Raw genomic sequence first — 14,351 nt, 5'->3', positions numbered from 1 at the left:
CTTATTAATAAAGAACTGGGTTAATGAAGCGTAAGTAAATAAAGCTCTTAGTTAATAAAATCTGACTAATAAAAAAGGGGTTCTTAAAAGAACCCCTTTTTTTATCTCATCTGCTCAGCAATGCGCTAACTGTTAATTATTTGTTAATTATGTTTTAAAGCGCACTCAGCATATTAAATGCTTTTATGTAAAGAATCAGCACGGCCAACAGCGTAATACATCAAGCCTGCTTTTTTCACTTCGTCCGGATTGTACAGGTTGCGACCATCCACAATCACCGGGAAGTTCAGTTTGGCTTTTAACCAGCTGAAATCAACAGCACGAAAAGATTTCCACTCAGTACAAATCACCAGCGCATCGGCGCCTTCCACCGCAATTTCACGTGTGCCTACCAGTGATAGATCCTCGCGCTTACCGTAAATGCGATGGGTTTCATTCATCGCTTCAGGATCGTAAGCTACTACTTTAGCGCCAACTTTCCACAGTGACTCCATCAATATACGGCTAGGCGCAGCGCGCATATCATCCGTATTGGGTTTGAATGATAAACCCCAGATAGCAATAGTCTTACCGGCAAGGTCGCCATCAAAAGCGCGTTCAAGCTTGGCAAACAAGGTTTCTTTCTGGCGATAGTTAACGGCTTCAACCGCTTTAAGTAGTTGCGCATCGTAACCAACCGAATCAGCGGTGCGTGCCAGTGCCTGTACATCTTTTGGAAAGCAAGAACCGCCATAACCGCAACCAGGATAAATGAACTGATAACCAATACGTGGATCAGAACCAATCCCCAAGCGTACCTGCTCAATATCAACGTTAAGGCATTCCGCTAGTTGGGACATCTCATTCATAAAGCTGATTTTAGTTGCCAACATAGCGTTGGCCGCATACTTAGTCAGCTCGGCAGCACGTACATCCATAAAAATAAGTTTGTCGTGATTACGGTTGTAGGGGCCATAGCACTCATGCATTAACTCGCGCACTTGCTCGCAGTCGGTACCAATTACAATACGCGACGGCTTGGTAAAATCATCCAGTGCGGCGCCTTCTTTCAAAAATTCCGGATTAGAGCAAACAGCATAATCTGTATCGTAGCCACGCGCTGCCAAGACAGTAGCGATCGTTGCTTTTACTTTATCCGCCGTGCCAACAGGGACGGTTGATTTATCAATCACGACCTTAAAGCCGTCCATGTATTGGCCAATCGTATTGGCCACCGCCAGCACGTATTGTAAGTCGGCAGAGCCATCTTCATCGGGCGGCGTACCTACCGCAATAAACTGCAATGTACCGTGCTTAACAGCGGTTTCGGCATCCGTTGTAAAATTAAGGCGGCCTTCCTTGTGATTACGGATAACCATTGCTTCAAGGCCGGGCTCATAGATAGGAATAATACCGTTTTTAAGTCCTTCAACTTTGGTTTCATCAATATCAACGCACAATACATCATGGCCCACATCTGCCAGGCATGTACCTGTGACCAGGCCAACATAACCTGTACCAAACACCGTAATCTTCATGAAAGATCCTTTTAGCCTAAAAATAAATCAGATTATACCTAAAAACGTCAGCGTGTAGTGAGTTGGGGAGTAATGAGGAGTGTATTGGTGGATTAATAAAGCGCCCCAGCAGATTAAAATTAATAGGGGTGTAAAAAGCACATGCCAGACGGCGATATTAGGGTTGGATGAATATTGTGTTGAGCTATTATTTGGGTTTGTTGATGCCCGTAATTATTGTTAAAATCATGTTAATGAAGTCTGATGTTTTTCTTTTATCATTTGTGAATTAAAATAAAAACTCCCGAAATAATGGTTGTAAGGATGCAATATGATTCCCGTGGTTCTTTCTGGCGGTTCCGGTACGCGTTTATGGCCGTTATCACGTACACAATACCCTAAACAATTTTTACCGTTAAATTCCGATCAAACCATGTTGCAGGAAACAGTATCGCGTTTGGGTGATATTAAAACTGTTAATGTGATTTGTAATGAAGAGCATCGTTTTTTAGTGGCGGAACAGATGCGTCAAATAGAGCAGCCGTGTTCTATTTTCTTGGAACCCGTTGGGCGTAATACGGCACCTGCGATTGCGTTGGCTGCGTTGGATGCTGTGGCAAAAGGCCGTGGCAGCGAAGTATTGTTAGTGTTGGCGGCAGACCATGTGATTGAGAATGAACAGGCATTTAGGGATGTGGTAGCAATAGCGGCACCGTTGGCGGAAGCGGGCAAGTTTGTTACTTTCGGTATTGTTCCCACTCATGCTGAAACCGGTTACGGCTATATTAAGCGTGGTGGTAATGATGATGGGGCGGGTAGCTTTCCTGTTCAGGCGTTTGTCGAGAAGCCTGATAGCGAAACGGCTGAGGCCTATCTGGCATCGGGTGAGTATTACTGGAACAGTGGAATGTTTATGTTCCGTGCCGATCGTTACCTTGAGGTGTTGGGAGGTTTTAGGCCCGATATACTTAGCGCCTGCCAGGCGGCTATGCAATCCACGTCGGTAGATTTTGATTTTGTTCGTGTCGATGCAGAAGCATTTAAAACCTGCCCTGATGAGTCTGTTGATTATGCGGTGATGGAACCGCTATGTGCTGAGCCAGGGTCTGCTGAACAAGGTCATGATGCTGTTGTGGTCGTACCTTTGGATGCGGGTTGGAGTGATGTGGGCAGTTGGACAGCCTTGTGGGAAATTAAAACCAAAGATGTGCAGGGTAATGTTTTATCCGGCGATGTTATTGCGCATCACACGAAAAATTCATTTGTGATGTCTGATAATCGTTTAGTGACCACATTAGGTGTGAATGATCTGATTATTGTCGATACTAAAGATGCGTTGCTGGTCGCTCATAAAGACAGAATTCAGGATGTAAAAGCGATAGTTGGCCAAATAAAAGCAGAAAATCGTACCGAGCATTTTCAGCATCGTGAGGTCTATCGTCCCTGGGGTAAGTATGATTCGATTGATAATGGCGAGCGTTACCAGGTAAAGCGGATTACGGTGCGTCCCGGAGCTAAGTTATCAGTGCAGATGCATCATCACCGCGCCGAACATTGGATTGTGGTATCGGGTACGGCGAAGGTCACTATTGATGAGGTTGAAAACTTTATCACCGAGAATCAGTCTGTTTATATCCCGATCACGGCGGTACATGCACTGGAAAATCCGGGTAAGGTTGATTTGGAATTGATTGAAGTGCAATCTGGTTCTTATCTGGGCGAAGATGATATCGTGCGTTTTGAAGATAGATACGGACGTGTGAAGGTTTAGCTCAACCAGGCTTATGTCTGAAGCTATCAATAAAAGGAAAAGAAAAAGCCCCAGAATATCGGGGTTTTTTATTGCGTCAAATTATTACGTCAAAAAATCCCATAGAATAATGCTATGGAGTCAGCGGTAAGTAATGAACGGTAAACAGTAAAGGAGTTGAACATGGCAGTTTTGGTAACAGGTGGTGCGGGTTATATCGGTAGCCATACAGATGTGTTGCTGCTGGAAGCCGGCTTTGATGTGGTGGTGTTGGATAATCTCTGTAACAGCCATCCCGAGGTGTTTAACCGTATCGAAACTATTACGGGTAAGCGGCCTGTGTTTGTTGAAGGTGATATTCTTGATAAAGCCGTGCTGGAGCGGGTATTTACTGATTATAACATCGATGCGGTCATCCACTTTGCCGGGCTTAAAGCGGTGGGTGAGTCTGTCGCTAAGCCTGTGTTGTATTACCAAAATAATGTTGCCGGTTCTATTAATCTGTTTGAGTCAATGGCCGCGCATGGCTGCAAGCGTATCGTGTTTAGCTCGTCTGCTACCGTCTATGGCGACCCTGCAACGGTGCCTATTCACGAGGGTTTTCCGTTATCAGCGACCAATCCTTATGGTCAGTCTAAGTTGATGATCGAGAACATCCTGCGTGATATAGCCGTGGCTGATCCCGAATGGCAAATTTCTATCCTTCGTTATTTTAACCCGGTCGGCGCACATGAGAGCGGCTTGATTGGCGAGGACCCGAACGGTATCCCGAACAACTTGATGCCGTTTGTAGCTCAGGTAGCGATTGGTAAGCTTGCAAAATTGAATGTTTTTGGTGGTGATTATCCCACCATTGATGGGACAGGTGTGCGTGATTATATTCATGTGGTGGATTTAGCGGCGGGGCACTTAAAGGCACTGGCAGCGCTTTCTATAAAAGATGCTGAAGGCTTGGCACACGGTTGTCAGGCTTATAACCTGGGAACCGGCAATGGCTATTCTGTGTTGCAGGTGGTGAATGCATTCGGGCAGGCCAGCGGCTGCGAAGTTCCGTATCACATAGCCGAACGTCGTGCCGGTGATATCGCTACCTGCTACGCCGATCCCGCTTATAGCGCCGAAAAACTAGGCTGGACTGCTGAATTTGATATAGAACGTATGGTCACAGACCACTGGCGTTGGCAGTCGAATAATCCGAACGGTTATAGTGAGAGTTAATGGGTCTGTCTGTGCTATTTGGGTTTTCCAGACCTAACTCTTTGTTGTATGCATCTCGTATTTGAGTATGTCTATAGCAGTTAAACTGCCCTATAGCTCAACCACTAACCATCAATTCTTTTTGCGAGTTTTGGAGACATTGTTACCGTGGGCGAATGTTTAAAATAGCAGGAAGACAGTTACCTCCGTAACGCCAACCATCCTTTGCGAGTTCTCTTCCTGAGAATGCCTTCCATACTATAGGTTCATCATGAGCCCACGACCACTATAAACGCTCGCGTATGAACCTCAAGTAAACGAAACGGTAGGTTGTGATGGGTAAGGTGCTTACTTTAGTTTAACAAATGATTATTTGGAGTCAGTAAAAACTATCGTTGGGCTTTTTAGGCTGGGATCTCTGTTCAATGGAACCCTAAATAGGATAGGTTATAATTTTTATCTTAAAAGCAAGGAGGCTATATGGTATCTATTCAGCATCACGGTGCAGTACAGGGGGTGACTGGTTCGTGTCATCAAATGACATTAGCCAGTGGCGAAGCATTGTTGGTTGATTGCGGTATGTTTCAGGGTGCGGAGTCTTCCGGAAGAGAATTAGGCGAGAAGCAGATAGATTTTCCTCTGGATAATATTGAAGCGTTAGTCGTGACGCACTGTCATATTGATCACGTAGGGCGTATTCCGTTTTTACTCGCGGCTGGCTTTGATGGGCCGATTTATGCGACCGAAGCCACAGCGCGGCTGTTGCCTTTGGTTATTGAAGATGCGATTAAAGTGGGTGTCTCCCGCGATGAGCGTTTAATTCGGAAGGTATTGCAGCGTTTACAGCAATTGATAAAGCCTATTCCTTATGACCAGTGGTTTGTTGTTGATGGTTTGCCCAAAACCCGTGGGCGCTTTCGGGTCGCCGGTCATATTATGGGCTCTGCTTATGTCGAGTTTGATGCACAAGGTGAACGGGTGTTGTTTTCGGGGGACTTAGGTGCGCCTTATTCGCCATTACTACCTGCGCCCAAATCGCCCTATAAGGCTGATATTGTCGTCATCGAAAGTACCTATGGCGATAAATTACATGAAGGCCGCCGTACCCGTCGTAAGCTGTTGAAATCGATTATTGAACGTTGCCTTAAAGACAAAGGCACGGTGTTGATTCCTGCCTTTAGTATTGGTCGTACTCAGGAGCTGTTGTATGAGATTGAAGAGATTATTCATCGTAGTGCTGCTAAATCCAAAAGTGTTAATAAGGGTGCTAAGGGTACTGATAAAAGTCAGAGCCTATGGAAAAGTATCGACGTGATCGTTGATTCACCTTTGGCTTCTAAATTTACAGCGCATTATCGCGATCTGCGTCATTTGTGGGATGCTGAAGCCCGCAAGAAGCTGGCCGCAGGGCGCCATCCGTTGTCATTTGAGCAGTTGATTACTATCGAGAGTCATCAGGATCACATGAAATTGGTGGCACATCTGAAAGCTTCCGGTCGTCCGTCGATTGTGATTGCGGCCAGTGGGATGTGTGCTGGTGGGCGGATGCTAAACTACCTTAAGGCGTTGTTACCGGATTCTCGTACTGAGGTGCTGTTTGTTGGTTATCAGGCGCAAGGTACACCGGGGCGGGATATTCAAACCTACGGACCAAGAGGGGGCTATGTGTTTCTGGATAATCAGCGGATTGATATTCGTGCCGGCATTTATACCATCAATGGTTATTCTGCACATGCTGACCAGGCTAATTTGATCAATTTTATTAAACGTATTTATCGTAAACCGAAAGAGATTCGTATTGTGCATGGTGATGATGATGCCAAAGCAGAGCTGGCCACTAAGCTGCGAGCCATCGTGCCAGAGGCTAAGGTGTGGATTCCGTATGAGTGAGCTGTTGATGAATAAGAGAGTTTTATGAACTGGATAGTTTGGCGCTCGCCGTGGTTCCGGTACTGCTTATTTTTGTTGTGTGCCAGCGCGGTTGCCTACGGCATTTTCCGGCCGACACCGCCGCCGTTGTTTTTTCATCAGTCAGATAAAGTCGGGCATGTGTTGGCGTTTGTTAGCCTGGCATTAACCGCCCGGTTGGCGGTTCTGCGAGCGCGCTGGTTTTTCTTCTGGCCTGTATTGGTCGCCTTGGCCCCGTTGCTGGAGTACCTGCAGGGCGAGTGGCAGCCGTCACGGGTTTACAGTATTGAAGATAGCTACGCGAATCTGTTGGGCGTAGCTATCGCATTGTTACTACTGCTGATTTTAAAAGCTAGCGTCCGATACCGTAATAGATAAAGTTCAGGCTTTCCAGCAGGGCTTTGTTAAAGACGTTACGGCCATCAATGATGAGTGGCGCTTGCATGCGTGAGTGCATCATCTCAAAGTCGGGTGACCAGTATTCTGGCCACTCGGTCAGCAGTAGTAAGGCATCGGCATTGTTGAGTGCTTCGTATTTATCCCGATAGGTATGCACTTGCGGATGATCGCCATAGAGCTTCTCGATATTCTCCAGTGCTTCCGGGTCGTGAATATGTACATGGGCTTGCTGTGCGATTAGCGCGCTGATAATGCGCAGGCTGGGCGCGCTGTCGAGAGCGGCAGAACCGGGTTTGAATGAAGCGCCCCAGATGGTGATATTCAAATTATGGATATCACACTCATAATGTTGCCACAGTTTACGGAACGGCTGTTCTTTCTGTTTTTCGTTTTCCTGCAAAACCATGTCGAGTAGATGCGATTGGCGCTTTTCTGCGAGCAGGTTAGCCAGTCCTTTAATGGTTTGCGAAAAGGTGTTGCCGCCAAATCCGCAGCCAGGATTGAGGTAATGGTGTCCGATACGCGGATCAGCGCCCATACTTTGCTTAATCACATCAATATCGACATTCAGTTGTTCGGCCAGATTGGCGAGTTCATTAATGTAGCCAATGCGCAGTGCTAACATGCCGGTAATCGAGAGTTTGGCAAACTCGGCTTCTTTGGGCGTCATCACCAGCAGTTGCTCAAGATGCGCGCTAAACGGCCGCAACAGGGCCCTAATCATCATGCTGGCCCATTCATTAGTGCAGCCAAAGGTGATTGATTTTGGGTGACGCAGATTGTTGAGTGCTTCGCCTTCTGATATATTTTCTGCTAAATACGCCACCACTTGATCGTTGTCGTGATCAAGCAGGGTTTGTAGTTTATCGGTGCAGCCTACGCCAAAATGGCTCTGGTTGATGATGAGTAGTTTTTTTGAATTCAGTTTGGCTATGTCATCCACCACAATAGTGGCGTTTTCGAATGCGGCCGGGTTCATACTTAATATGTGTATGGAGAGTAAAGCGGCTGAGTCGCTGTTGATAAACTGTAAACGTTGTTTGGTAAATTGATCAGCGATCAGATCTTTTAATCCCGGTTCATTGCGGATGCTGCTGCCCATGAGTATCACTGGGTCGGTGATCGATGTGTCATTAACAATAAATACATCGTTGCCCGATTGCGCCAGTATGCCAGCAGTGGCCCATGCGGTGAGTTCAAGGCCCCAGATAGCTATTTTCATTGGCCTGGCTCCTGTTTATTTAGAATAGCGTTAAGCAGCCCTTCAGTTGAGCTGTCAAATGAGCTGTATGAGGGCTCATTTTCCAGTGGTTTTAACAAATCGGTTGCCATCTTCTTGCCCAGCTCAACGCCCCATTGATCAAACGGATTAATATCCCAGATTACCGACTGCACAAATACCTTATGCTCGTACAGGGCAATCAGCTGGCCAAAAGAGTAGGGGTTGAGTTCGTCCAGCAGTACGGTAGTGCTGGGTTGGTTGCCGCGATAGCGCTTGTGGATGGGGGCGGTATCATTGCCGGCAATAGCCGCATCACCGAGTGCTAACAGACGAGATTGTGCCAGGCAATTGGCCAGTGATAACTGGTGCTGTTGTTGCAGACCTTTGTTGTTGAAATCATCGTAGCGCCTGGCGGGTGCTATAAAATCGCACATCACGGACTCGGAGCCTTGATGCAGTAATTGGTAAAAGGCATGCTGAGCATTGGGGCCTATCTCACCCCAGAGAATCGGGCAGGTAGAATAACCAATCGCTTCGCCCTGGCGGCTCACGCTTTTGCCGTTGCTTTCCATTTCGAGCTGTTCGAGATAGGCAGGCAGATGGCTTAAACGACCGTCGTACGGCAGGATAGCGTGAGCGTGGATATTTAAAAAATTGATATTCCAGATGCCGATCATGCCGAGCCGTACCGGCAGATTTTCTTCAAAGGGGGCTGTTTTAAAATGCTCATCCATGGCATGTGCGCCACTGAGCATCGCTTTAAAACCTTGCATGCCGATGCGTAACGCAATAGGCAGGCCGATAGCCGACCACATGGAGTAGCGCCCACCGGTCCAGTCCCAGAAATTAAGCTGGCTGTTTTCTGGGATGCCCCACTGGTTCATTTTTTCGGCGCTGGCGGATATACCAATAAAGTGGCGGCGGTTCAGTAGCTCGGTTTTTACACCGCTGGCCGACTTCAGCCATTGACGTGCCGTGTTGGCATTGGACAGTGTATCTATGGTAGTAAACGACTTGGACGAGATGATAAATAAGGTGGTGGTGGGCACTAACCTGTCCAATAGATCAGCAATCTGGCTGCCATCCATAGAGGACACAAAATGCATCTTGAGCTGGTGGCCTTCGGGTGGTTGCGCATCACTTAACGCTTTGCATGCCATTAGAGGCCCGAGATCTGATCCGCCCACGCCGATATTAACAATGGTATCAATCGGCAGTCCGGAATAGCCACGCCACTGGCCGGCATGAATACGCTCGACCATGCTGGCCATGTGTGCCAGATTAGCGTGTACATCTCCAATAATATTGTGATTTGCCAGCGCTAAATGGCTATCCTCCGGTTGGCGTAGTGCTGTGTGCAGGGCGGGTCTATCTTCGGAGGTGTTGATATGGTCGCCGTTAAACAGCCGCGCTTTCCAGTCGTTAAGCTGGCAGTTATCTGCCAGTGCCTTTAGGAGTGTTAAGGTATTTTGGGTAATGCGTTGTTTGGAAAAATCCAGCAGTAGGTGTTCATGACTCAGACTAAGCTCATCGAAGCGTTTTTTGTCTGAAGAGTCTGCTAGAAAAAGATCACGCAGATGTGTGTTTTGCATCATGGCTGCATGATCTTCTAATGCCTTCCAGGCCGCTGTTTCAGTTACGCTCAAATTTCCATCTCCGATGAATTAGTCTGGCTGTTAGGCGCAAAATTTTTATTGCGAGCTGTTAATTAGAGTGATTTTAAAAAATTCTTAAAATCTGCGCCGGTTTCCGCATGGTCTAAACCAAATGCCACATTAGCCTGCAAAAAGCCCAGCTTATGACCGCAATCGTAGGTTTTACCGCGCATGCTGTAGGCATGTACCGGTGCTTCATGAATCAGTTGGTCCAGTGCGTCGGTGAGTTGGATCTCGCCGCCCGCGCCTGGCTGGGTTTCTTTCAGCAGTGCCATCACCCGTGCAGGTAAAATATAACGGCCAACAATCGCCTGGTTAGACGGTGCTTCTGCCTGAGGGGGTTTTTCAACCATGCCAACAATCGCCTGGCTCTGGCCCGGACTTAACGGTTTACCAGCGCAATCGACCACGCCATAACGCTCAACATGCTCAAAAGGTACCGCTTCAACCATAATCTGTGCGGCGCCGCTGCTGTGGTAGCCGGCTACCATATCGGCCAGGTCTGATTGGCCCGTGTGCGTGCTGTGAATCAGCATATCGGGGAGCATCACCGCAAAATCATCATTACCCACCACCGCTGCCGCACACAAAACTGCATGGCCTAAGCCCCGTGGCTGGTTTTGGCGCACAGCACAAATAGTCACGCCTTCTGGTAAAATATCGCGCACCGAGCGCAGCAGAGCATCTTTGCCTTTACGGGCGAGCTCGGTTTCTAATTCGTAATGTTTATCAAAATGATCTTCAATCGATGCTTTGCCATTACGAGTTACCAGAATAATCTCTGTGAAGCCTGCTTTAATCGCTTCTTCAACCACATGTTGAATCACCGGCTTATCAACAACGGTCAGCATCTCTTTAGGGATTGCCTTGCTGGCCGGCAGCATGCGTGTGCCTAATCCTGCGACGGGTATAACAATTTTAGTAAGCTTGCTATATATAAGTACAGACATCCATTTAATTCCTGTCGATTCTGTTGGCTTAATGTGACGAAAATAATGCACCGATATTAACATGCTTAAGGTAACAAAAAACTACCGCTGTGACAGTTCGCTTTAGGGTTAGCTCATTGCTGGCTCAAATCACTCGACGCCATCATGTGGTGATTAGTCGTCGCGGTTGGGGCTTTTCTGAAAACCTTTAATACAGATAGTGATGCGTTATCAGAGCCACGATCACGTGTGTACTTTTTACCTAAGGAAAAATATACCCGGCGCTTCTTTGGTTGATAAGTAATGCTGCGGTGCGATAAAAGTGTGCAGTTATGAAGGAAGCCGGTTTACAATACCGGCTTTTTATTGTCGGTTAATTCTCAAGCGAGTGTTAATACGTACTCTATCATGGCATCTGTAATGGATTTATTTACACCTTTTTTTGAAACGTTCTTTTTAGTATTTTTAGCTGAGTTTGGTGATAAAAGTCAGCTGGTTGCGATGACCTTAGCAGCGCGCTATCGTCCTGCGCCGGTGATTATTGGCGCTGTTGTTGCTTTCTCGGTGCTTAATTTACTGGCGGTGATTTTTGGTGCTGCGGTGGCGCAGTGGGTGCCGGGTTGGATTGTAGCGATAGTGGTTGCTGTGTTGTTCTTTGTTTTTGGTTTTCAGTCGTTGCGTTTTGATGAAGAGGCCGATGATGGCGGTGATGTTAAAGTGGGTAAGCAGTTATTAATATCCGTTTTCTTACTGATATTCATGGCTGAATTTGGTGATAAGACGCAGTTGGCCGTAGCTGCGTTGGGCAGTATTAATCATTTATGGATTGTATGGGGCGCAGCAACTTTGGCGTTGTTATTGACAACCTTGTTAGGTGTGTTGGTTGGCAGGAAGCTGCTATATAAGCTTCCATTGTGCTGGATTCATCGTGGCAGTGGAGTTTTGTTTGTCGTGTTCGGTTGTGTTGCTTTGTATGAGTCGGTTACTCAATTTATTTTAGTTTAGTTTAGTGGCAAGTCTTGCTGAGAAAATAATATTAAGCGACTGTAGATTTCTTAGCGCAGAAGTATGATAGAAGGTGAAGTTATGATAACTGCCACCTTCTATGTTTAGTGCTTAGCTAGGGAATGCGAAAGACACGCCTTCACGAACACCGCTGGAAGGCCAGCGCTGCGTAATCGTTTTGCGTTTCGTGTAAAAACGTACGGCATCAGGCCCGTAAGCGTGAAGGTCTCCAAATAAAGAACGTTTCCAACCGCCGAAGCTATGATATGAAACGGGTACAGGCAACGGTACGTTAATGCCAACCATACCGACTAATATGTTATCAGCGAAGTAGCGTGCGGCTTCACCATCACGAGTAAAGATGCAGGTGCCGTTGCCGTATTCGTGATCGTTGATCAGCTGCATGGCTTCGTCCATAGTGTTGACACGAACCACTTGTAGCACAGGGCCAAAGATTTCTTCTTTATAGCTGACCATCTCAGGTGTTACCGCGTCTATTAACGTGGCACCGACAAAGAAGCCTTCTTCAAACCCTGCAATCTGAGGGTTGCGCCCATCGACTACGATACGCGCGCCATCTTTTTCTGCACTGTCGATATAGCCGTTTACTTTAAGCTGATGCTGGCGGGTAATAACCGGGCCAAAATCGTTGTTGCTATCGGTGGCAGCGCCTACGTTGAGTGATTGCATGGCTACTGTCATTTTAGACACCAGTGCATCAGCGGCTGTATCGCCAACAGCGACAGCAACAGAAAGCGCCATGCAGCGTTCACCCGAAGATCCGAATGCAGCGCCTAATAGCTGATTAACTGCATTATCCATATCGGCATCAGGCATCACGATCGCGTGATTTTTTGCGCCGCCCAGAGCCTGGCAGCGTTTGCCATTTTTGTTGGCTGTTTCATAAATGTATTCTGCGATAGCCGTTGAGCCGACAAAGCTGACCGCTTGTATGCGCTTATCGGTGAGTAATACATCGACTGCTTCTTTATCACCATTAACGACGTTCATTACACCATCAGGTAAACCTGCTTCCTGCAGTAGTTCAGCAATATATAAGGTGGAGCTTGGATCACGTTCGGATGGTTTCAGAATGAAGGTGTTACCACAGGCAATAGCCATTGGGTACATCCATAACGGTACCATGGCAGGGAAGTTAAAGGGTGTAATGCCAGCCACCACGCCGAGTGGCTGAAACTCACTCCATGAATCAATATTAGGGCCGACATTCTTACTGTGTTCGCCTTTTAATAACTCGGCGATGCCACAAGCATATTCGACGTTCTCAATACCGCGTTGTAGTTCTCCGGCGGCATCGTGGCTGATTTTGCCGTGTTCTTCACCAATCATCTGGCATATTTTATCGGCATTTTGCTCAAGCAATGCTTTAAAGCGAAACATGACTGCAGCGCGTTTCCCGACCGGCGTATTTCTCCATGCCGGGTAAGCTGCTTGTGCCGCTGTGATAGCTTCTTCAACTGTTTCTTTGGACGCCAGTGCAACCTGTTTGCTGACTTTACCGGTAGCAGGGTTATATATATCTTGTGTACGGGTAGCATCAGGGCGATGTTGCCCGTTAATTAAATGTCCTACAGTATTCATGTGTCTTACTCTCTATTTGTTAGTTGGTTTACCAAAGTTTTTTATAGGTTTCGATAACTTCAGCGGCACTGGGTACACGAGGGTTGTTGTTGGGGGAGCCTGAAGCGAGTGCTTGTTCAGCCATAGACTGCAGTGATGCAAAGTATTCATCACGATTGATGCCGAACGCTTCCGGTGTCGGCACCTGAAGTTCATCATTGAGTGAGCGGAGTTCGTCAAGCAACTTGCTGTTGGCTGTATCATCCGTGTCTTGCTGTGTGGCTACACCGATAGCGCGGGCACAGTCTGCATAGCGTGATGGAGCGGCAGGGATAGAGAATTCAGTCACGGTTGGCAACAGCATGGCGTTAGACAATCCATGAGGTACATGGAAGGCTGCTCCGATAGGGCGGCTCATGCCGTGCACCATGGCAACAGACGCATTGGAAAAAGCAATGCCGGCTAATGTTGCCCCGAGCATCATCGCCTCGCGCGCGGCCTTGTCGTCGGCTTTATGGTACGCCTTGCGCAGGTTAGGGCCAATTAAACGCATAGCAGATAGCGCCTGACAGTCGCTATAGGGGTTAGCTTTTTTGCTGACATAGGCTTCAATTGCATGTGTGAGCGCATCGATGCCGGTATCCGCTGTAATACGGGCTGGCATGCTGAGGGTCAGACTGAAATCGATCAGTGCAGCGACCGGCATAAAGCCGATGCCCACACAGAGCATTTTCTCATCAGTCGTTTCGTCTGTAATAATAGTAAAGCGCGTTACTTCTGAACCTGTACCTGCCGTAGTGGGTACAGCAATGATCGGTAATCCGGTTTGATTGACGATAGTAGGAAATTTGTAATCCTGCATCTTGCCGCCAAATTTACTCAATATGCTAATCGCTTTGGCGCTGTCGATCGGGCTTCCGCCACCCAGTGCGATAATGCTGTCGAAATCGCCTGTTCGTACTTTATCCACACCGGCCTGAATCGAACTAATCGTTGGCTCAGGTACGGTATCTGAGAATACTTCAGCCGTTATCTGCTGTTCTGATAAACATTGCTGGAGTGTTCCTGCGTAACCCAGTTTCACCATCATTTCATCAGTAATGATGAGTGGTTTCTGGCATCCCAGACTTTTAAGAATATCGGGTATTGCTAAGCTAGCCCCTTCACCAATCTGCATAATGCGGGGAAGAATTACTTGAATAGACATAA

11 protein-coding genes are annotated in these 14,351 nt (G+C 47.3%); 5 read left to right on the top strand and 6 right to left on the bottom strand.

Annotated elements, in window-relative coordinates; all coding sequences use genetic code 11:
- Positions 1-173: 173 nt before the first annotated feature.
- Positions 174-1,517 carry a UDP-glucose dehydrogenase family protein gene (locus tag Nant_RS02340; protein ID WP_054340041.1) on the bottom strand — a complete coding sequence of 448 codons (1,344 nt, stop codon included), beginning with the start codon at positions 1,515-1,517 and terminating at the stop codon, positions 174-176.
- 310 nt (positions 1,518-1,827) lie between these two features.
- Between Nant_RS02340 and Nant_RS02335 the strand changes: the two genes are divergently transcribed.
- The 4 genes from Nant_RS02335 (at position 1,828) to Nant_RS02320 (ending at position 6,729) form a co-directional block, all read left to right on the top strand.
- Entirely contained in the window at positions 1,828-3,267 is a 1,440-nt protein-coding gene (locus Nant_RS02335) for a mannose-1-phosphate guanylyltransferase/mannose-6-phosphate isomerase (RefSeq protein ID WP_054340040.1), read from the top strand.
- Positions 3,268-3,429: 162 nt separating this feature from the next.
- Complete coding sequence (gene galE, locus Nant_RS02330; RefSeq protein WP_054340039.1) at positions 3,430-4,464, top strand: UDP-glucose 4-epimerase GalE; 1,035 nt, start codon at positions 3,430-3,432, stop codon at positions 4,462-4,464.
- 459 nt (positions 4,465-4,923) lie between these two features.
- Positions 4,924-6,333: an MBL fold metallo-hydrolase gene (locus tag Nant_RS02325; protein ID WP_054340038.1), complete on the top strand. Its 1,410-nt coding sequence runs from the start codon at positions 4,924-4,926 to the stop codon at positions 6,331-6,333.
- A 24-nt stretch (positions 6,334-6,357) separates the two neighbouring features.
- Positions 6,358-6,729, top strand: a complete 372-nt coding sequence (locus Nant_RS02320) for a VanZ family protein (protein WP_054340037.1) — start codon at positions 6,358-6,360, stop codon at positions 6,727-6,729.
- On the opposite strand, the gene Nant_RS02315 is transcribed toward Nant_RS02320, so the two are convergent.
- The 3 genes from Nant_RS02315 to galU all read right to left on the bottom strand — a co-directional run bounded on the left by Nant_RS02315 (position 6,704) and on the right by galU (position 10,577).
- The gene (locus tag Nant_RS02315) at positions 6,704-7,972 is read right to left on the bottom strand and encodes a nucleotide sugar dehydrogenase (protein ID WP_054340036.1); all 1,269 of its coding nucleotides are present in this window, start codon (positions 7,970-7,972) and stop codon (positions 6,704-6,706) included. The genes Nant_RS02320 and Nant_RS02315 overlap by 26 nt on opposite strands.
- Positions 7,969-9,618 carry a glucose-6-phosphate isomerase gene (pgi, locus tag Nant_RS02310; protein ID WP_054340035.1) on the bottom strand — a complete coding sequence of 550 codons (1,650 nt, stop codon included), beginning with the start codon at positions 9,616-9,618 and terminating at the stop codon, positions 7,969-7,971. Before pgi ends, Nant_RS02315 begins: the two co-directional genes overlap by 4 nt.
- A gap of 62 nt (positions 9,619-9,680) precedes the next feature.
- A complete protein-coding gene (galU, locus tag Nant_RS02305) occupies positions 9,681-10,577 on the bottom strand; it encodes a UTP--glucose-1-phosphate uridylyltransferase GalU (protein WP_054340034.1) in 897 nt (298 codons plus the stop codon).
- A 399-nt stretch (positions 10,578-10,976) separates the two neighbouring features.
- Here galU and Nant_RS02300 point away from each other — a divergent pair, with 399 nt between their 5' ends.
- Positions 10,977-11,561 carry a TMEM165/GDT1 family protein gene (locus Nant_RS02300; protein WP_082400031.1) on the top strand — a complete coding sequence of 195 codons (585 nt, stop codon included), beginning with the start codon at positions 10,977-10,979 and terminating at the stop codon, positions 11,559-11,561.
- Between the two features lie 111 nt (positions 11,562-11,672).
- Here the strand turns inward: Nant_RS02300 and Nant_RS02295 are convergent, their stop codons facing one another.
- Positions 11,673-13,163: a CoA-acylating methylmalonate-semialdehyde dehydrogenase gene (locus tag Nant_RS02295; RefSeq protein WP_054340032.1), complete on the bottom strand. Its 1,491-nt coding sequence runs from the start codon at positions 13,161-13,163 to the stop codon at positions 11,673-11,675.
- Positions 13,164-13,191: 28 nt separating this feature from the next.
- On the bottom strand, positions 13,192-14,349 hold the full coding sequence (locus tag Nant_RS02290; RefSeq protein WP_054340031.1) for an iron-containing alcohol dehydrogenase: 1,158 nt from the start codon (positions 14,347-14,349) through the stop codon (positions 13,192-13,194).
- Positions 14,350-14,351: the final 2 nt, after the last annotated feature.

Origin of the sequence: Neptunomonas antarctica, from assembly GCF_001305295.1 — a bacterium.
GTDB lineage: Bacteria > Pseudomonadota > Gammaproteobacteria > Pseudomonadales > Balneatricaceae > Neptunomonas > Neptunomonas antarctica.
This window is presented reverse-complemented; position numbering and strand designations above follow the sequence as displayed.

What these genes read in the sequence shown, in the direction of transcription:
- Nant_RS02335 (WP_054340040.1), top strand. Translation starts at nt 1,828, where the DNA reads ATGATTCCCGTGGTTCTTTCTGGCGGTTCCGGTACGCGTTTATGGCCG.
- Nant_RS02325 (WP_054340038.1), top strand. Translation starts at nt 4,924, where the DNA reads ATGGTATCTATTCAGCATCACGGTGCAGTACAGGGGGTGACTGGTTCG.
- galE (WP_054340039.1), top strand. Translation starts at nt 3,430, where the DNA reads ATGGCAGTTTTGGTAACAGGTGGTGCGGGTTATATCGGTAGCCATACA.
- Nant_RS02340 (WP_054340041.1), bottom strand. Translation starts at nt 1,517, where the DNA reads ATGAAGATTACGGTGTTTGGTACAGGTTATGTTGGCCTGGTCACAGGT.
- Nant_RS02320 (WP_054340037.1), top strand. Translation starts at nt 6,358, where the DNA reads ATGAACTGGATAGTTTGGCGCTCGCCGTGGTTCCGGTACTGCTTATTT.
- Nant_RS02295 (WP_054340032.1), bottom strand. Translation starts at nt 13,163, where the DNA reads ATGAATACTGTAGGACATTTAATTAACGGGCAACATCGCCCTGATGCT.
- galU (WP_054340034.1), bottom strand. Translation starts at nt 10,577, where the DNA reads ATGTCTGTACTTATATATAGCAAGCTTACTAAAATTGTTATACCCGTC.
- Nant_RS02315 (WP_054340036.1), bottom strand. Translation starts at nt 7,972, where the DNA reads ATGAAAATAGCTATCTGGGGCCTTGAACTCACCGCATGGGCCACTGCT.
- Nant_RS02290 (WP_054340031.1), bottom strand. Translation starts at nt 14,349, where the DNA reads ATGTCTATTCAAGTAATTCTTCCCCGCATTATGCAGATTGGTGAAGGG.
- Nant_RS02300 (WP_082400031.1), top strand. Translation starts at nt 10,977, where the DNA reads ATGGATTTATTTACACCTTTTTTTGAAACGTTCTTTTTAGTATTTTTA.